Source organism: Pseudoalteromonas sp. Bsw20308 (assembly GCF_000310105.2).
Lineage (GTDB): Bacteria > Pseudomonadota > Gammaproteobacteria > Enterobacterales > Alteromonadaceae > Pseudoalteromonas > Pseudoalteromonas fuliginea.
Map to the genome: position 1 here is coordinate 69,135 of NZ_CP013138.1, position 20,277 is coordinate 89,411.

Annotated in this window: 9 protein-coding genes and 3 rRNA genes; 9 read left to right on the forward strand and 3 right to left on the reverse strand. The window is 42.3% G+C overall.

The genetic code is table 11. The features are described from left to right. Positions 1 to 73 precede the first annotated feature (73 nt). The 4 genes from D172_RS00320 (at position 74) to rrf (ending at position 7,482) form a co-directional block, all read left to right on the forward strand. Entirely contained in the window at positions 74 to 1,867 is a 1,794-nt protein-coding gene (locus tag D172_RS00320) for a choice-of-anchor I family protein (protein ID WP_007379055.1), read from the forward strand. Positions 1,868 to 2,491: 624 nt separating this feature from the next. After that, positions 2,492 to 4,027: ribosomal RNA gene (locus D172_RS00325) — 16S ribosomal RNA — on the forward strand. A gap of 299 nt (positions 4,028 to 4,326) precedes the next feature. Next, positions 4,327 to 7,217, forward strand: a 23S ribosomal RNA gene (locus D172_RS00330). Between the two features lie 150 nt (positions 7,218 to 7,367). Next, positions 7,368 to 7,482 (forward strand): 5S ribosomal RNA (gene rrf / locus D172_RS00335). Together the 16S, 23S and 5S rRNA genes form the textbook arrangement of a ribosomal RNA operon. Positions 7,483 to 8,356: 874 nt before the next feature. Here the strand turns inward: rrf and D172_RS00340 are convergent. Then, entirely contained in the window at positions 8,357 to 9,622 is a 1,266-nt protein-coding gene (locus D172_RS00340) for a LysM peptidoglycan-binding domain-containing protein (protein WP_007379085.1), read from the reverse strand. 216 nt (positions 9,623 to 9,838) lie between these two features. On the opposite strand from D172_RS00340, the gene D172_RS00345 reads away from it, so the two are divergent. Both D172_RS00345 and D172_RS21130 read left to right on the forward strand, forming a co-directional pair. After that, positions 9,839 to 11,416 (forward strand): hypothetical protein, encoded by a 1,578-nt coding sequence (locus D172_RS00345; RefSeq protein WP_033023918.1) that lies wholly within the window; start codon positions 9,839 to 9,841, stop codon positions 11,414 to 11,416. Between the two features lie 509 nt (positions 11,417 to 11,925). Beyond that, positions 11,926 to 12,372, forward strand: a complete 447-nt coding sequence (locus D172_RS21130) for an REP-associated tyrosine transposase (RefSeq protein WP_083503334.1) — start codon at positions 11,926 to 11,928, stop codon at positions 12,370 to 12,372. 503 nt (positions 12,373 to 12,875) lie between these two features. On the opposite strand, the gene D172_RS00355 is transcribed toward D172_RS21130, so the two are convergent. Both D172_RS00355 and D172_RS00360 read right to left on the reverse strand, forming a co-directional pair. Then, on the reverse strand, positions 12,876 to 14,195 hold the full coding sequence (locus D172_RS00355; protein WP_007377358.1) for a sensor histidine kinase: 1,320 nt from the start codon (positions 14,193 to 14,195) through the stop codon (positions 12,876 to 12,878). 2 nt (positions 14,196 to 14,197) lie between these two features. Further along, positions 14,198 to 15,607, reverse strand: coding sequence for a sigma-54-dependent transcriptional regulator (locus D172_RS00360; protein WP_007377359.1), 1,410 nt, complete (start codon positions 15,605 to 15,607; stop codon positions 14,198 to 14,200). A gap of 225 nt (positions 15,608 to 15,832) precedes the next feature. On the opposite strand from D172_RS00360, the gene D172_RS00365 reads away from it, so the two are divergent. Genes D172_RS00365 through D172_RS00375 form a run of 3 tightly spaced genes read left to right on the forward strand, consistent with a single transcriptional unit; the run spans position 15,833 to position 20,197 of the window. Then, entirely contained in the window at positions 15,833 to 17,086 is a 1,254-nt protein-coding gene (locus tag D172_RS00365) for an efflux RND transporter periplasmic adaptor subunit (RefSeq protein WP_007377360.1), read from the forward strand. Between the two features lie 11 nt (positions 17,087 to 17,097). Further along, complete coding sequence (locus D172_RS00370; RefSeq protein ID WP_007377361.1) at positions 17,098 to 17,799, forward strand: ABC transporter ATP-binding protein; 702 nt, start codon at positions 17,098 to 17,100, stop codon at positions 17,797 to 17,799. 1 nt (position 17,800) lies between these two features. Beyond that, entirely contained in the window at positions 17,801 to 20,197 is a 2,397-nt protein-coding gene (locus tag D172_RS00375; protein WP_007377362.1) for an ABC transporter permease, read from the forward strand. Positions 20,198 to 20,277: the final 80 nt, after the last annotated feature.

Sequence of the window (20,277 nt, forward strand, 5' to 3'; positions counted from 1 at the left end):
TGTATTAAAACTGCCATAATCTTGTCATGCCTGTGTGTTGATATTTAGCAAATACAATACTAAGGAAAATCATATGTTTAAAAAATCAATTATTGCGCTGTCACTTATATCTATTCTTACTGGTTGTGCACTTGATGGTGACGATGGTCAAAACGGCTCTCAAGGATTACAGGGAGAACAAGGCGCAAATGGGATAAATGGTGTAAATGGTGTAAATGCTAATTCAGCATTAAATATTAACCTTGTGGGTAGAGGTGTACTAAATGCACAAAGCCCAGAAGGTGCGGCTGAAATAGTTGCATACCAAGCATCTAAAAAATGGATTTACGCTATTAACAGTTCAGGTGATGACGCTGTTGTTGATATTTTACCCGCCGACACCTTTGATACTGCCGCACTCGTTAAAGATAACGAAGGGGTTATAAACGGCAAAAATTTAACATCCGTTATTACGTTGCCTTTAAACGAGCATACTCAAGGCGATGCAAACAGCATTGCTATTGATGAAAACAATAATTTACTCGCGGTCGCAATGGCTGCTAAAAGCACGGGGGATGCAGGTCAAATTGCTTTTTACGATATAAGCGGCGACTCACCTGTATTTATTAAAAACGTAACGGTCGGATTTTTACCAGACATGGTGACGTTCACCCATGATGGCGCAAAGGCAGTGGTTGCTAACGAAGGTGAACCAAGTGGCGACTACAGCGTAGATCCTGAAGGTTCTATTAGTATTATCGATATAACAAATAATGTAATAGCCGATACAGCAATAAATATTGATTTTAAAGCCTATAACAACAAACAAACCGAACTAGAAGCGCAAGGGGTAGTTTTTGCAAACCCAAATGGTCGTACTATTAACGGTAATCTAATAAATACTACAGTAGCTATGGATTTAGAGCCCGAGTACGTTAGCATTTCTAAAGATAACAAATATGCTTATGTATCTATTCAAGAAAACAATGCACTTACAATAGTTAACCTACAAGACAACAGTCTTGAGCTAAAGGGCTTAGGCTTTAAAGATTGGTCAAGCTTACAACTTGATGCCTCAGATAAAGACGGCGGCGTGAATTTTAAATCATACCCAGGGCTCTATGGTATGTACCAGCCCGATACTATCTCAAGCTTTAGTTGGAAAGGCGCTAACTTTATAGTTACTGCCAACGAAGGTGACGCAAGAGAATACTTTTTTGATACAACGGATGAAGCAGACTGTATAGCAAAGGGTGGACTTGATTACGATAAAGACGATGGCTGCTTAGCTTATATAGATGAAAGCCGCGTTGAAGACTTAACGCTTGCTAGTAACTTTGATTACTTAAATAATGACGATGATGATATTGGTCGCTTAAAAGTAACAACAATAAAAGGCGATACCAATAACGACGGACAATACGAATCGCTTTACGGCTATGGCGCACGTTCTTTTACTATTTGGGATAGCAATGGGCTGGTGGTTTTTGATTCAGGCGACGATATAGCACGTATAACAGCATCTGTGCATGGTGAATCATTTAACAATAATGAAGATGAAAACAAAGGTGACTCACGTTCAGATGATAAAGGCGCAGAGCCTGAAGCGCTGACTATTGGTAAAATTGACGATCGTACATTTGCTTTTATAGGGCTTGAGCGTATGGGCGGCATTATGGTGTACGACATTACTAATCCATACAATGTGCAGTTTGAAGACTACTTCTATAATAGAGGCTTAATTAAAGACGCTAATATTACAGGCGATTTAGCGCCTGAAGGAATGGAATTCGTTCCAGCAGAGCAGAGTGCTACAGGAAACCCACTCTTAATCGTTGGAAATGAAATATCAGGCTCCATTGCCGTATGGGAAATAGCATCTAAATAAACCTTTAATTTAAAATAAAGCTGTGTGTTGTTTGTTTAACATACAGCTTAGTTTAAACCTTACTAATACCTCATCAATAGATACATATGTTGTGCGTGTTTTTTAAACTAAAAGTATCCTGTAGCCCTTTATTTGTATAGCTTTTATACTAAATTCATTTAATTGTCAAAAAGCTGAAATAAAACATTGACCCCCGCTCGAATCTCCCTATAATGCGACCCCACTGAGACGGGAAAGGCCAACGCATAGCGAGGCACGAACTACTCAGAGAGTTAAATAAAACTTCGGTTTTAAATCTTCCAAAAGAAAGTTTAAAACTAAGTATTGACTCGAAAAATAAAGGGTGTATTATTCGCATCCCTTGAGACGCTAAAGCGAATCAAAACGTTCTTTAACAATATAAAGCAATCATCTGTGTGGGCACTCGTACAGATTGAGTTCTAACAGCCAACCTACTTCGTTCTTTATTGAGCAAGTAACGAGGCAAACAAATTAGAGTCTCAATTGAAAACTGAGTGACCAACAGAATAGTTATTTAGGTAATTATTCGGCACAGTCAATTCAATATCGAAAGATATTAAAAAATTCAGAATTCATTGAGCTGTCGAAAGACATAAAACTTTTTAATTGAAGAGTTTGATCATGGCTCAGATTGAACGCTGGCGGCAGGCCTAACACATGCAAGTCGAGCGGTAACAGAAAGTAGCTTGCTACTTTGCTGACGAGCGGCGGACGGGTGAGTAATGCTTGGGAACATGCCTTGAGGTGGGGGACAACAGTTGGAAACGACTGCTAATACCGCATAATGTCTACGGACCAAAGGGGGCTTCGGCTCTCGCCTTTAGATTGGCCCAAGTGGGATTAGCTAGTTGGTGAGGTAATGGCTCACCAAGGCGACGATCCCTAGCTGGTTTGAGAGGATGATCAGCCACACTGGGACTGAGACACGGCCCAGACTCCTACGGGAGGCAGCAGTGGGGAATATTGCACAATGGGCGCAAGCCTGATGCAGCCATGCCGCGTGTGTGAAGAAGGCCTTCGGGTTGTAAAGCACTTTCAGTCAGGAGGAAAGGTTAACGGTTAATACCCGTTAGCTGTGACGTTACTGACAGAAGAAGCACCGGCTAACTCCGTGCCAGCAGCCGCGGTAATACGGAGGGTGCGAGCGTTAATCGGAATTACTGGGCGTAAAGCGTACGCAGGCGGTTTGTTAAGCGAGATGTGAAAGCCCCGGGCTCAACCTGGGAACTGCATTTCGAACTGGCAAACTAGAGTGTGATAGAGGGTGGTAGAATTTCAGGTGTAGCGGTGAAATGCGTAGAGATCTGAAGGAATACCGATGGCGAAGGCAGCCACCTGGGTCAACACTGACGCTCATGTACGAAAGCGTGGGGAGCAAACGGGATTAGATACCCCGGTAGTCCACGCCGTAAACGATGTCTACTAGAAGCTCGGAGCCTCGGTTCTGTTTTTCAAAGCTAACGCATTAAGTAGACCGCCTGGGGAGTACGGCCGCAAGGTTAAAACTCAAATGAATTGACGGGGGCCCGCACAAGCGGTGGAGCATGTGGTTTAATTCGATGCAACGCGAAGAACCTTACCTACACTTGACATACAGAGAACTTACCAGAGATGGTTTGGTGCCTTCGGGAACTCTGATACAGGTGCTGCATGGCTGTCGTCAGCTCGTGTTGTGAGATGTTGGGTTAAGTCCCGCAACGAGCGCAACCCCTATCCTTAGTTGCTAGCAGGTAATGCTGAGAACTCTAAGGAGACTGCCGGTGATAAACCGGAGGAAGGTGGGGACGACGTCAAGTCATCATGGCCCTTACGTGTAGGGCTACACACGTGCTACAATGGCGCATACAGAGTGCTGCGAACCTGCGAAGGTAAGCGAATCACTTAAAGTGCGTCGTAGTCCGGATTGGAGTCTGCAACTCGACTCCATGAAGTCGGAATCGCTAGTAATCGCGTATCAGAATGACGCGGTGAATACGTTCCCGGGCCTTGTACACACCGCCCGTCACACCATGGGAGTGGGTTGCTCCAGAAGTAGATAGTCTAACCCTCGGGAGGACGTTTACCACGGAGTGATTCATGACTGGGGTGAAGTCGTAACAAGGTAGCCCTAGGGGAACCTGGGGCTGGATCACCTCCTTATACGATTTAGAACTTATTTGTTCGTAGTGTCCACACAGATGATTGTTAATTAGTGCTTGTCCCTTTGGGATAACTAATTAATATGCTCTTTAAAAATTTGGAAAAGCTGATAATAAAATTCTGATGAATACATTGTATTTATCAAGAGTTTTCAAAAGTAAAAAAACAATGGTAGCAGTACCATTGAGTGCCATTTAGTTAACTCTTATGAGTTAATTGATTGGTATCTACTTTAGTATTCAATATTGACTTCTGGCGAAGTTAAACTGTCACAAAACAAAGACCCGTTTGGGTTGTATGGTTAAGTGACTAAGCGTACACGGTGGATGCCTTGGCAGTTGGAGGCGATGAAGGACGTATTAACTTGCGATAAGCCTAGTCAAGCTAGTAAAAAGCGCTTGAGACTAGGATTTCCGAATGGGGAAACCCACCTGCTTGCAGGTATCGTTAACTGAATACATAGGTTAACGAGGCGAACGCGGAGAACTGAAACATCTAAGTACCCGTAGGAAAAGAAATCAACCGAGATTCCGAAAGTAGCGGCGAGCGAAATCGGAACAGCCCTTAAGCTTATTATGTGTTAATGGAAGGCTGCTGGAAAGCGCCACGATACAGGGTGATAGTCCCGTACATGAAAAGACATTTTAAGTGAAATCGAGTAGGTCGGAGCACGTGAAACTTTGACTGAATATAGGTGGACCATCATCTAAGGCTAAATACTCCCAACTGACCGATAGTGAACCAGTACCGTGAGGGAAAGGCGAAAAGAACCCCTGTGAGGGGAGTGAAATAGAACCTGAAACCGTGTACGTACAAGCAGTAGGAGCCCACTTGTTGGGTGACTGCGTACCTTTTGTATAATGGGTCAGCGACTTATATTTTGTAGCGAGGTTAACCGAATAGGGTAGCCGTAGGGAAACCGAGTCTTAACTGGGCGAATAGTTGCAAGGTATAGACCCGAAACCCGGTGATCTAGCCATGGGCAGGTTGAAGGTTGAGTAACATCAACTGGAGGACCGAACCCACTAACGTTGAAAAGTTAGGGGATGACCTGTGGCTAGGAGTGAAAGGCTAATCAAACCGGGAGATAGCTGGTTCTCCCCGAAATCTATTTAGGTAGAGCCTCGGACGAATACTTACGGGGGTAGAGCACTGTTAAGGCTAGGGGGTCATCCCGACTTACCAACCCTTTGCAAACTCCGAATACCGTAAAGTAATATCCGGGAGACACACGGCGGGTGCTAACGTCCGTCGTGAAGAGGGAAACAACCCAGACCGCCAGCTAAGGTCCCAAAGTCATAGTTAAGTGGGAAACGATGTGGAAAGGCCCAGACAGCCAGGAGGTTGGCTTAGAAGCAGCCATCCTTTAAAGAAAGCGTAATAGCTCACTGGTCGAGTCGGTCTGCGCGGAAGATGTAACGGGGCTAAACTATGCACCGAAGCTGCGGATTCAGAATTTATTCTGAGTGGTAGGGGAGCGTTCTGTAAGCGGTTGAAGGTGTACCGGGAGGTATGCTGGACGTATCAGAAGTGCGAATGCTGACATGAGTAACGATAATGGGAGTGAAAAACTCCCACGCCGGAAGACCAAGGGTTCCTATCCCATGTTAATCAGGGTAGGGTAAGTCGACCCCTAAGGCGAGGCCGAAAGGCGTAGTCGATGGGAAACAGATTAATATTTCTGTACTCGATATAATTGCGATGGGGGGACGGAGCAGGCTAAGCAAGCATAGCGTTGGTAGTCTATGTGAAAGTGAGTAGGGCGTTTGTTTAGGTAAATCCGGACGAACACTAAACCTGAGACACGAGACGAGTCACTACGGTGATGAAGTTGCTGATGCCATACTTCCAGGAAAAGCCTCTAAGCTTCAGATTATATGGAATCGTACCCCAAACCGACACAGGTGGTCAGGTAGAGAATACTAAGGCGCTTGAGAGAACTCGGGTGAAGGAACTAGGCAAAATCGTACCGTAACTTCGGGAGAAGGTACGCTCCTATCTGTGATGAGACTTGCTCTCTAAGCGGACGGGAGCCGCAGTGACCAGGTGGCTGGGACTGTTTATTAAAAACACAGCACTGTGCAAAATCGCAAGATGACGTATACGGTGTGACACCTGCCCGGTGCCGGAAGGTTAATTGATGGGGTTATCCTTAGGGAGAAGCTCTTGATCGAAGCCCCGGTAAACGGCGGCCGTAACTATAACGGTCCTAAGGTAGCGAAATTCCTTGTCGGGTAAGTTCCGACCTGCACGAATGGTGTAACCATGGCCACGCTGTCTCCACCCGAGACTCAGTGAAATTGAAATCGCAGTGAAGATGCTGTGTACCCGCGGCTAGACGGAAAGACCCCGTGAACCTTTACTACAGCTTGGCACTGAACATTGAACCTACATGTGTAGGATAGGTGGGAGACTTTGAAGATGAGACGCTAGTTTTGTTGGAGTCAACCTTGAAATACCACCCTTGTAGTTTTGATGTTCTAACGTTGGCCCCTGAATCGGGGTTACGGACAGTGCCTGGTGGGTAGTTTGACTGGGGCGGTCTCCTCCTAAAGAGTAACGGAGGAGCACGAAGGTTGGCTAAGTACGGTCGGACATCGTACGGTTAGTGTAATGGTAGAAGCCAGCTTAACTGCGAGACAGACACGTCGAGCAGGTACGAAAGTAGGTCATAGTGATCCGGTGGTTCTGAATGGAAGGGCCATCGCTCAACGGATAAAAGGTACTCCGGGGATAACAGGCTGATACCGCCCAAGAGTTCATATCGACGGCGGTGTTTGGCACCTCGATGTCGGCTCATCACATCCTGGGGCTGAAGTCGGTCCCAAGGGTATGGCTGTTCGCCATTTAAAGTGGTACGCGAGCTGGGTTTAGAACGTCGTGAGACAGTTCGGTCCCTATCTGCCGTGGGCGTTTGAGAATTGAGAGGGGTTGCTCCTAGTACGAGAGGACCGGAGTGAACGAACCGCTGGTGTTCGGGTTGTCATGCCAATGGCATTGCCCGGTAGCTACGTTCGGAACTGATAAGCGCTGAAAGCATCTAAGCGCGAAGCAGGCCTCGAGATGAGTTCTCACTAGACTTTTAAAGTCTCTGAAGGGCCGTTGAAGACTACAACGTTGATAGGCAAGATGTGGAAGTGGTGTGAGCCATTAAGCTAACTTGTACTAATTACCCGTGAGGCTTAACCATACAACGCCAAACGCGTTTTATGTGATAGTGAAACACGCGAAGAAGTTAATATAACTAAAGTAGATATTACTTAGAAAGACTTAAAAAATATTATCAGATATTTTCCAAATTCAGTTAATGCGCAGAAATACGTATTAACGCCCAAATTTGCTTGGTGACAATAGCGTTTTGGACCCACCTGACTCCATGCCGAACTCAGTAGTGAAACGAAACAGCGCCGATGATAGTGTAGCATTTGCTATGTGAAAGTAGGACATTACCAGGCTTCAAATTGTAGAGAGCCCGACTAGAAATAGTCGGGCTTTTTTACGTCTGCAGAAAAGTGAAATGTGCACACTTAACACACACTCATATCGCGACACAAAGATAGTGAAGCATTGGCTATGTGGCTCTCCACCGCTGTGGGCACTAAGAATTACCAGGCTTCCAATTGTAGAGAGCCCGACTAGAAATAGTCGGGCTTTTTTACGTCTGCAGAAAAGTGAAAATAAAAGCGGTAGCCAGAGCCCATACCGAACTCAGTAGTGAAACCAAACAGCTCGAAGGCGAGCCCTACGGAAGGCCGCCCCGACACAATGATAGTGTAGCATTTGTTATGTGACTTTCTACCGCTGTGGGCACCACGACATCCTACTGCGTAGCGCACCGACTTCACATTGTAGAGAGCCCGAATCTAGCGACTCCCGACGCTAGAATCACAACAAAACCCCTCAATATCTCAGTCGGCCATTATCCCAGTCCGACCTCCCAATAAAGTAGCATTTGCTACGTGACTTTCCACCGCTGTGGGTACCACGACATTCTACTGCGTAACGCACCGACTTCACATTGTAGAAAGCCCGACTAGAAATAGTCGGGCTTTTTTACGTCTGCAGAAAATTTAAATATAGGGGAATCGCGAACATTACTCACTCGAGGTCCTGCAGTCACAACTTATGTATTGTGTGGAGCAAGTATGTAGAGCATTAAATGTGTTTTGCTCAAATGTTGCAGTTTTAAATGTATGTATTTTAAAAATGGATAAACCGAATCACTTAATAAATGATATTGGTATGATTGATAAATAATCAAACTATTTTTTGAAGGCTATATGGGCTGCTAAACTCATCAGCCCATATATTTAATAATCAGCCAAGTAGTTAGCTATTAGACAAAAATACAGTAAGTTTTTTACCTATTTTTAAATGGTCACTTGAAAGGTTATTCCATTGTTTTAGTTTATTAATACTGACTTTGTAATACTTGGCGATTTTCCATAAGCTTTCGCCTGATTTAACTTTATGCTCGATTTCTTGATCTGCAAGTATAGGGAGTATCAGCTTTTTCCCTGCGTGAATACGATTGCTTTTTAGATTGTTAAAGGCCTTTAACTGATTAACTGTTATTGCATAGCGTTTAGCTATGACACTGAGGCTGTCGCCAGATTGAATAGTGTAGTGTTGCCATTGACTGTAATCACTACTTTTTTGATTTGCGAGCATTGCTTTAAACTCTATTTGCTCATCGGCAAGAACAACGATATGAGGCGCATCAATAACTGCTGGAAAGCGGATCACACCGTAATTTAATGATTCGAGTTGTTGCCACTTCTCTTTGTTATCTATGATAACGGATCCCGAAACTGGTATTACCGCAATGGTATTTTTGTTTGCTATCGCAGGAAATACCATTTTTTGGCTTTTGAGTAGTTGGGCTGCAGCAAGTAACTTAGGGACATATTGACTTGTTTGTTTAGGTAGTTTCAAGCTGAAGAAATCGGTTGGCTTACCCTGCCTTTTATTGTTTTTAATTGATCTTAAAACGCGGCCTTCACCTAAATTATAAGCCGCAATAGCATGATACCAATCGCCATCGAAACGTTTGTATAAATACTCCATAAAATCCAATGCTGCACGGGTACTGTCGATCACGTCTTGTCTACCGTCATACCAAGGTGAAATTTTTACTTTAAAATACTTAGCAATAGAGGGCGTTAACTGCCATAGACCAGACGCATGTTTATGAGAATAGGCGCTTGCATCAAAATCGCTTTCAATAAGTGGCATTAATGCCAGCTCTATTGGTAAATCTCGTTTTTCTATTTCAGTCACTATATGATAAAGATAGGGTGTAGCGCGGCGGCTAATTTCATCCATATAATTAGGGTGAGATAAGTACCAAGCAATACGCTTGTTCACAGCGGGGTGACTTGAATTAGTAAAACTTAGCTGTGCGCGAATACGTTGCCAAACATCGTCCAGCTCTTTAGGATTTAAAGGCGCGATTTGTTCAATTGCTTTACTTTGTTGATTAACAACAGGGTTAGCTTTAATAATTGTTTTAGGGGCTGGTTGCTCTGGTGTTGTCTCACAGCCAGATAAAATAAAAATCAGTGGCAAAATGCCGATATATCGATTTAAAAACACGTAAAAAACTACTCCGTAATATAAATGCAGTTAACCAAAAGGCGGTTAGCTTAACATAGGAAATGTTATAAACAGCGCTATAATCACCCGTTTAAACTATTTTACAGGTGAGTATTTTTAGATGGTATGTATTGTTAAACTCAGTTAAATTAATAGGGTTACAATAAGTTATCGATTTAGTATTGGCCAAACGGGCTTGTTTTTTAGGGATGATGGATGCGTTTAATCTTACTTTTTTTATTTTTATCGACTTTGCTGAACGTAAATATTGTCGCAGCCACACAAGTCACACCTCCTGTAAATATAGCTCCTTCGTTGCCTAATACGCAAAATAACCATGATTTGGTATACCAGCAATTATTTAGTATGCACAGCCAACTTGCTAGTTTGGATGAAAAACTACAGCAACAAAAAACACTCGGTAATGATGTTAAAACCTTAGAAGGAGCGCAGCAAGAGTTAAAAGTACAGTTAGCCAGTCTTCAGACTAAATTAGATGCGCAGGACAAGTTACATTCGGATCGGACAAACCTTTTTAATGAACGAGCAGCAGATATGAAAGACTCATTCAATTGGTGGTTTTTCACATTAACAGTTCTTTTAGCTGGAGGTGGTTACATAGTCTACAGACAGAGTAAAAAAGAAGCTGAAGATGTAGCGAGCGTGCAGATGAAAAAATTTATTATGGAAAATTCAGGTCAAATTTTAGAAGATGCGCAGACTTCTCTGCAAGAACAATTGGGCGAGGCTAATGCATCGGTTGAATACTTAAAGAAATATATCGATGAAGCCCATCAGATTATCGAAGAAAAGAAAAAAGAAGTGGAAGCCGCAGCAGAGGATGTACAAAAATCTATAGCAGAGAAAAAAGAGCCAAACCCTGAGTCATTAAGAATATTAGAAAATAGCACGAAGAAAATAAGCAAAGAGCATACAACTGCGCGTGAATATTTAAACCTAGCAAGTGTTAGCTATGGGAAAAAGAATTATAAAGAGGCTCTAAAATATCTAAATTTAGCTATTAATACTTTAAAAGATAGTGAAAAGCAAACTCAACTTCATGCACAGCTGTTATGGAATAAAGCTAATGCCTATTCTATGTTGCAAGATGTAAATGCTGAACTTAAAGCTTATGATGAGTTAATTCAAAACTTTAAAAGTATACATAATGAGGGGAGTTGGAAATTTGTAGCAAAAGCAATGCTCAACCAAGGTGTTGCTTATCGTAAGCAGGAAAGGTTGGAAGATGCTCTCAACAGTAACACAGGCTTGATTGAGAATTACAAAGACTCGTTGAATGAAGAGGTTCAAATTCAGGTTGCTGGAGCTATTTGTAACCAGAGTGCTATATATGGCCTGAACAAAGATTTCCCCACGGCTCTAAAATCGCATTCAATGTTGCTTGAAACATTTCATAACTCAGAAAATGGTGAGATTAAAAAAATCATAGCTAATTCAAAAGCAAATATAGCTGAACTGGCTTTACTTTGTGAGGCGCCAGAGCAAGTCCTTAATCGTGTTACAGACGCTGAAGAGTTCATAACTGACCAACAGTTTTTAGCTGTAATGCAGTTTATTCGCTTTTTACTTGGCGATAAAACGATTGAAGAGGTTTTTGCTGCCTTAGCAGCAATCCCAGCGGAAATGGAATTAGAGTGGAGCTTTAGAGAGATCAAAGATTACCTAGCTAATTTTGAAGGTCAAAAGTTGCAACAGGTTCAAGCTATTGTGAGCTTTTTTGAGCAACATAAAGATATTGAAAAGTTAAGAATTGAGTTAGGGTTAAAAAGTTAGTTTTTGATTTTAATATCTTAATTTGTCGCCATAAATGACGACCTACACGTAGGACGTGCTTTAGCGCGTAAAGTGGTTTGTTGTAGGGTTGCTACTCTGTGTTGTCGCCATAAATGACGACCTACACGTAGGACGTGCTTTAGCGCGTAAAGCAGTTTGCTGTATGGTTGCTACTCTGTGTTGTCGCCATAAATGACGACCTACACGTAGGACGTGCTTTAGCGCGTAAAGCAGTTTGCTGTAAGGTTGCTACTTTGTGTTGTCGCCATAAATGACGACCTACACGTAGGACGTGCTTTAGCGCGTAAAGCAGTTTGCTGTAAGGTTGCTACTTTGTGTTTTCGCCATAAATGACGACCTACACGTAGGACGTGCTTTAGCGCGTAAAGTAGTTTGCTGTAGGGTTGCTACTTTGTATTTTCATCATAAATGACGACCTACAGCAGGCATCCTTGGGATAACTGAGCTACCTTTTTAAATGAAACTTTGTTTAGAAGAGGGAATTTTGGATGAGTTGGAGTGATTTAAAAAAAGGGCGAGTATCAATTCAGACCGGCGAATATTTTATTACTATCACATGCCAGAATAGGCGGAACATATTTAGTGACTATGAGCTTGCCAATACTTTTTGCAAATGTATTGCTGATAATGAATTTAGTCATCAGTGCCGCTGGTTAACATGGGTTCTTATGCCTGATCACTTTCATGGTTTATTACAGCTTAAAGGGGCTAAGTTAGGCAATGTGGTTGGTCATTTAAAAGGGTTATCATCTTGGCGAGTAAATAAGGTTCGTGGATTTCGTCAAAACGTGTGGCAGCCTGCGTATTATGATCATGCTTTACGAGAAGAAGAAAATAGAATTGAAATAGCAAGGTACATTGCAGCGAACCCTTTAAGGCGTAGCATAGTCAACAAGCTTGGTGATTACCCTTTTTGGGATTCAGTATATTTGTAGGTATTTGTCGCCATAAATGACGACCTAGAGTGGACGTACTTTAGCGCGTAAGGCAGTTTGTAGTAGAGTTAAGCTACTCTGTGTTGTCGCCATAAATGACGACCTACAGTGGACGTGCTTTAGCGCGTAAAGTAGCTTGTTGTAGGGTTGCTGCTTTGTATTGTCGTCATAAATGACGACCTACAGTGGACGTGCTTTCGCACGTAAAGTAGTTTGTTGTAGGATTGCTGCTTTGTACTGCCACTATAAATGACGACCTACACGTAGGACGTGCTTTAGCGCGTAAAGCAGTTTGCTGTAGGGTTGCTACTTTGTGTTGTCGCCATAAATGACGACCTACACGTAGGACGTGCTTTAGCGCGTAAAGTGGTTTGTTGTAGGGTTGCTACTCTGTGTTGTCGCCATAAATGACGACCTACAGTGGACGTGCTTTAGCGCGTAAAGAAGTTTGCTGTAGGGTTGCTACTTTATGTTGTTGCTGTGAACGACGATCTACTGATTACTCACCCAAACACACACCTAAAACATGCCCCCTGAGGCTTTTGTACATAAACCAAATCACCGCCGTGGTTGAGCATAATTTGCCGCGACAAGCTCAAACCAATACCCGAGCCTTGTTGTTTGGTAGTAAAAAAGGGCACGAATACCATATCGATAACATGTTCAGCAATACCAGGTCCGTTATCGCTGACTTCAATGTAAAGCTGTTGTGCGTGATTTTGCGCGAGGGTGAGTTGAATCGTTGGTGCTTTATTAGGATTTTTCGCGTTATGTTGGTGGCTTGTGGCGAGTACTTCAAGTGCATTTTTTACTAAGTTAACCAGTACTTGTTCTATTTGGCTGTTGTCGAGCATCACTAATTGTTGGGTATTAATATTAAGCTCAAAAGTAGTGCCTTGGCTAAATGCTTGCTGTTGATGTAATGCAACTATTTGTGTGAGCACACTAGCTAAATTATAAGGCGCTAATTTAGGTGTAGGTAAGCTACTAACTTGACGAAAGCGTGCTATAAAATCGCCTAAATGCTCAGTGCGAGACGCAAGTGTAGTGAGTGCGAGCTGTAAGTCTAGCTTATCTTCAAGCTCATCAAAGCACAGCGTTTGTGGTAATAAAGTGGTGCACGTGTTAGCGAGTGATGAAAGTGGCGTTATAGAATTCGCTATTTCGTGAGTTAGCACTTTAGTTAAGCGCTTATAGGCCTGCTGCTCTTTTAACTGCAATTGGTCGTGAATAGACTGTATGCTGACAACGCGGCGAACTTTACCTTGAATTTCGGCGATACTGAGTGCAATTGATAATGTATCTTGCTGTTCACCTGTTTGCCAATGCAGGGTATTACATACGTTTCGCTCGGCTTTTAAAAGAAGATCACCCACAGCGCCCAATTCACTCAAGTGCTTAATGTTTTTACCTAAAAGCTTACTTACAGCGGGGTTTGATTCAATCACTTGGCCACTGTAATCAGACACCAATACAGCCAAATCGACATGAATGAGTAATGCTTGTAAAAACTGAGCTTGTTGCTCGGCATTAAAGCGTGCGGTTTGCATTTGTGCTTTTACTTGATCGAACTGCTGGCGCATTGGGTGATACTGGCTAAGGCCTAACGTACTATCGCCATTAGCGAGTGCGCGAATAACTATTTCAGCTTGTTTTTGTTGGCGAGTAAATAGTGTGAAAATATGGGCGCTCAACGCAATACTAACCAAGACGATTAACAATAATGTTGCCGAGAAACCTTTATTAATAAGTAAGTAGCACAGTAATGCACTACAGCTGCTTAATGCGACTAGGTTAAACCCGAGGGAAAAGTAAGGTCGCATGTTTATAATCCATACTTTTCAAGGCGACGATACATAGCACCGCGCGTTAAACCAAGCGCTTTGGCAGCGTGGCTTACATTACCTTGATGATGAGTAAGGGCAGCTCGAACTGTGCGTTGTTCAAGTGCCTCTAAATCAAAAGTATCGTATGAATTATTGCTATTAACGGCTGTATTATTCGCATTATTATTGTTGTTAGCGGTAGCGCCAATTACTGAACTCACATCAAGATTTTCGCCTTCACTTAATATTACCGCGCGCTCTATTGAGTGGGCTAGCTCACGCACATTACCCGGCCATGAGTATTGGCAAAGTGATGTCATATCATCTGCTGCAATGGTTAAGTCGCGTTTGTATTTTTGTGAAAAATGATTTAGGTAATAATCTACTAGTAATGGAATGTCGTCACTGCGCTCACGTAAGGGAGGTAATCTGATTTCAACAGTATTAATACGATACAGTAAGTCTTGACGAAAGCGACCGTCGACGACGGCTTGCTCAAGGTTATCGTTAGTGGCACAAATGAGGCGAATATCAATATCAATTGTTTTACTGCCGCCGATCGGAGTTACTTGGCGGTTTTGCAATGCGGCGAGTAACTTAGCTTGATGTTCAAGAGGTAGGTTACCTAGCTCATCTAAAAATAAGCTGCCGCCTTGAGCCAGCTCAAATTTACCAATTCGATCCATTTTTGCATCTGTAAATGCCCCTTTTTTATGGCCAAACAACTCACTTTCAAACAAGTTTAGTGCCACAGCGCCCATATCTAAGCTCATAAAGGTGTGTTCTCTGCGCATACTTGCTTGATGAATTGCGTGAGCGGTGAGCTCTTTACCTGTGCCACTTTCGCCAGTGATTAATATATTTGCGTCGGTTTTTGCGGCTTTTTCAATGGTATTAAATACTTGCTGCATTGCTGCGCTTTGCCCTAAAAACTCAAATGATGGCGTGTTTAATGCCTGATTAAGCCCCTGCTTTTGGCGAGTTAGTTTACCAACTTGTTGCTTGTCTTTTGCGTGCGAGAATGCAGCAGCAACCGCGCCAAGTAATTGCTCATTTTGCCAAGGTTTAGCAATAAAATCAGACGCACCTGCTTTAATGGCATCCACCGCAAGCTGAATATCACTGTAAGCGGTCATCAGTAGCACCACAATATTAGCGTCTTGCTCAATGATTTTTTTGAGCCAATAAAACCCTTCTTTGCCGCTAATCGAATCTTGGCTAAAGTTCATATCCAATAAGATCACGTCAATGGGCTGATCGCTTTCTCGTTGCTTGCTAATAATGCCAGCAATATCAAAGGGATTATCAGTAGTTTTGACGCTTTGATAGTGTTGCTTTAATAGCAAGCGTGCTGCAATGAGAATATCGGGATTGTCGTCAACAATTAAAACTGAGCCTGTGTGTTTCATGGTTTTTATTTTTATAGAGTTTTATTTAGCCTAAAACAAAAAAGGAATAGTGTCCATAAATGGACGCTTATTAAAATAAAAAGTGTTCTATAAACGGACACTTAAAGTATCTATCTGTATAAAGTGTTATTCAAGCTGTTGTAATTAAAGAATAATTAAAGTTGGCATACGCTTTGTAATAGCAATAGGTAATTAGTTAAATTAAACCTGTATTAAGGCGGCAACATGGATAAGAAAATAGAACGCTCATTTACTCAAAAGTATTTTAAAAAATTCATCTTTGCAACGATGGCCTTAGGTGTTGCGGCGGCTGCGTATGGCTTTACGCAAACTAGCGATACAGGTCGTAGCCAACATGTTGAGCGCAGTAGCCTCACCGTTAGTACAGTTAAACAAGGTGCATTTAAAGATGCGTTGAGCTTACGTGGTCAAGTGGTGCCAAAAACCAGTATTTATCTTGATACTATCGCCGGTGGCCAAGTTGAGGAGCGTTTGGTAGAGCAAGGCGAATTTGTAGAAGCAGGCCAGCCCTTGGTGCGCTTGAGTAATACTAACTTGCAACTTGATGTTATGGGCCGTGAGGCTCAAGTAACAGAGCAGCTAAATTTTTTACGTAATACGCAAATGACTATGGAAACTAGCCGCTTAAATTTACGCCGCGACTTATTAGAAATAGAGTTAAAGATTACGCATTTAACGCGCCGTTTAAAACAAACTAAACCATTAGTTAAAAGTGGGGTGTTGGCGCAAGATAAATTAGCAGAGCTTGAGGAAGATTTAAGTTATTACCATGCTCGCAAGGAGCTAACGCTTGAGCGTCAAAAGCAAGAAAAGTCAATACGTGAAGTGCAAGTCGCACAGCTTTCAGATAGCGCTAAAATGCTCGAGAAAAACCTTCAATTTGCTCGTCGAAACCTCGATAACTTATTAGTAAAAGCACCGGTATCCGGTTATTTAAGCGAGCTTGATGTAGAAATTGGCGAATCAAAAAGCAGCGGCGCACGCCTTGGACAAATAGATATTCCTAACGAGTATAAATTAGTGGTGCGTCTTGATGAGTTTTATTTAAATCAAGTTCAGCGCGATATGGCCGTGATGATTGAACTTGATGATGACGCGATTACTGCCAAAGTGAGCAAGATTGATAGCCGCGTACAGCAGTCTCAATTTCAAATCGAAGTGGATTTACCCAGTAACATTAAAAGTATTAAGCGTGGCCAAAGCATCGACCTTGAGTTGATGCTTAGCAACAATAAAAACGATGCCTTATTGCTTAATCGAGGCGCATTTTTCACCAGCTCGGGTGGTAATTGGGTGTATGTTATTGAGCAAGGTGACAACAAAGCACTGCGCCGTGATATTCGTTTAGGTAAAAAAAATCAACATTATTTTGAAGTGCTTGAAGGGCTAAAAGCAGGGGATCAAGTGATCACCTCAAGCTACAGCAACTTCGAAAAAGCACAACAACTACAATTTTAAGGATAACAATAATGATTAAACTAACTAATTTAAGCCGTGTATTTCGTACTCAAGATGTTGAAACAGCTGCACTAAGCAATATTACTCTAACCGTAAAAGAAGGTGATTTTTTAGCAATTATGGGCCCATCAGGCTGTGGTAAATCAACCTTATTATCTATTTTAGGCATGTTAGATTCGCCAACAAGTGGAAGCTTTGAGTTTGCAGGTACTGACATTGCAGGTTATAGCGAAAAACAATTAGCAGAGTTACGTAAAGCCTCGATTGGTTTTGTATTTCAGAGCTTTAACTTAATTGATGAATTGACAGTTTATCAAAATGTAGAGCTGCCTTTGCAATATCAAAAAATTTCAAAAAGTGAGCGTAAAGAACGTGTTGAAACCATTTTAAAGCGAGTGGGTATTGATCATCGAGGCGATCATTTACCGCAACAGTTATCGGGTGGTCAGCAGCAGCGAGTGGCAGTAGCGCGAGCTTTGGTGATTAACCCTAAGCTAATTTTAGCTGATGAGCCAACGGGTAATTTAGACTCAAAAAATGGTGATGAAGTAATGGCAATGCTCCGCGAATTAAATAAAGAAGGCACCACGGTAATTATGGTTACGCACTCTGATAAAGAGGGTAATTACGCAGATCGTTTAGTACGCCTACTTGATGGCCAAGTGATGCTTGATAAAGCAAATAACGTACAACAAACGGTGGAGGTTGCATAGCATGTTTGTAAGTTACTTTATTACAGCGCTGCGTTCGTTCAAACAGCAAAAACAACATTTTATTTTAAATGTATTAGGTTTAAGTATTGGCTTAGCTTCAGCTATTTTAGTGGCGTTGTTCGCACAAAATGAGCTGTCTTACGATAGTCAGCAGCCACATGCTGAACGTGTTTACCGCGTAGGCCAAGACTTCTCGAAGTTGGGCTTATTTGTGATCCCAATCTTCAATTATTCACAAGGAGCGAAGGCAGTCGAGTATAGCCAAGTGGAAGAAGTCTTTGGTTTGACTATGGTGTCGATGACTAGAGAGGCGATGGTTGACGTACAGTATCGCGATCAGGGTTTTAAGCTCAGCGATTTATATGGAGCAACTCCAAATATTGAGAATTTTATCAATATGAACACATTGGCTGGCGATTTAAAAAATGCTATGAGTACACCTGGTAGCCTAGCATTGAGTGAGTCTGAAGCACTGCGTATTTTTGGTTCTGTGAATGTTATTGGTAATACGCTACAGCACGAACAAGGGCAATATACTGTACGGGCGGTGTTTGCGGATTTACCAAGCAATACTCACTTTGCATTTAAAAACCTAGTGTATGTAAAACATGACCCGAGCAACCTTATGATGAATAGTAGCTACGTTTATATGCGTTTAGCGCCACAGGCCGATCCAATCGCACTTGCGGATACACTTTCTAAACAATACTTTAATGGGCAAATGGCGGGGCAAATTGCCATTGAATTTCACCCACTATTAGACTTACATTTAATAGCCAAATCACCATTTGAAATGAAAGCGGGTGGCGCAAAGCAAGTCGTGATGATTTGTGCGGGTTTGAGTGTGTTGCTTATTTTAATTGCGGGCTTTAACTTTATCAATATGACGGTGGCGCAGTCCACAAGGCGTGCTAAAGAAGTTGGGGTGCGTAAAGCACTTGGCGCAAGTAAAGGGCAGTTAGTAACGCAATTTTTAGCTGAGTCTATGTTGGTTGCGTTATTGTCGATGATTACTGCATGTGTATTAGTAGAGCTGTTATTACCGAGCTTTAATCAGTTAGTCGATCGTGAGCTAGTCGTAATTTATTTTTCAGCCTTTGGTTTGGGTATTATGAGCGTGGTGATTGCTGTAGGCATACTTGCCGGTTTGTACCCTGCATTGTTTATCTCATCATTTAGCGCTAAACGAGTATTAAGTGGCGATTTACAACGAGGCAGTACAGCTACTTGGGTGCGTAAAAGTTTATTAACCCTACAAGCTTCACTGGCAATAGGCCTGATCATTGCCTCGATTACGTTATTAAACCAATTATCTCACTTACAAAGTCTTCCTTTAGGCTATCAAACACAGCAACGCTTAGTGGTTTCAGAGTTGCCAGTGCAATCGGTATTTACGCAGCAGCCTAGCGCACTCATTAATCGCTTGACGGCTATTGATGGCGTAGAGCAAGCAACGATTATTGATACCCGTTTAACCGTTTCAATTAATAATACATTACAGCCAACTTGGCCCAATGGAGAATCATCAGGGGGAATAACCCCTGTGATAGGTTCTGGTTTTGATGTCGTAAAAGGGCTAGGTCTTACGCTCATTGCTGGTAGAGACTTTAGCCGTGAGTTTTCCTCAGACTGGGCGACGCGAGCAAACGAGGTTACAACGGTGGGTACAATTATTACAGAAACCGTTGCCAAGCAGGCTGGTTATAGCAATGTGGCTGATATTGTTGGACAAACAATTAAAGACACAGGGCGTAATGTGGATATGCGGGTTGTCGGTGTTGTAAAAGATGTAAAAATTGGTAATGCACAAGATGCAAATTCTAACATTATGTTTTTATGTGGCTTTAACTATTTAGCACCGGTATCTGAAGTGATTTTAACAGTTAATCTGCAAAAGCTCCCAGCTATAAAGCAAGAAGTGATCGCAGCCTTGGCTGAGGTGTCTAATATTTATGAGCCAAAAATAAACCTACTAGCTGAAAACTATAAAGCGGTTTTAAAAGCTGATGAGCGTGTTTCTTTTGTAGTACTTATTTTTACGGGCCTTGCGGTATTCTTAACCTGCTTAGGTACATTTGGTTTAGCTTCGTTTGCCACAATTCGTCGCCAAAAAGAAGTGGCGGTACGCAAAGTACTTGGCGCATCACGTATTAGTATTATGAACCTACTGGCAAAAGAGTTTTTAATTTTAGTATTGGTGAGTGTAGCCATTGCATACCCAATAACCTATTGGCTGGTGGGCGATTGGCTCGCTAATTTTAATGAGCGTGTTGATCAAGCGCTGTGGGTTTATTTAATTGCAGCCCTTAGTGTTGCAGTAATTACTTGGCTCACGGTTGCAAGCCTTGCATTTAAAGCTGCAAGCACACGGCCATCGCTTACTTTACGCTATGAGTAAATAAAATTTATTAGTCAAAACCATGGTCTATCGGAGTAACAGGTAGGCCATTTTTGGGTGAGAACAAAATCTTATAGGTT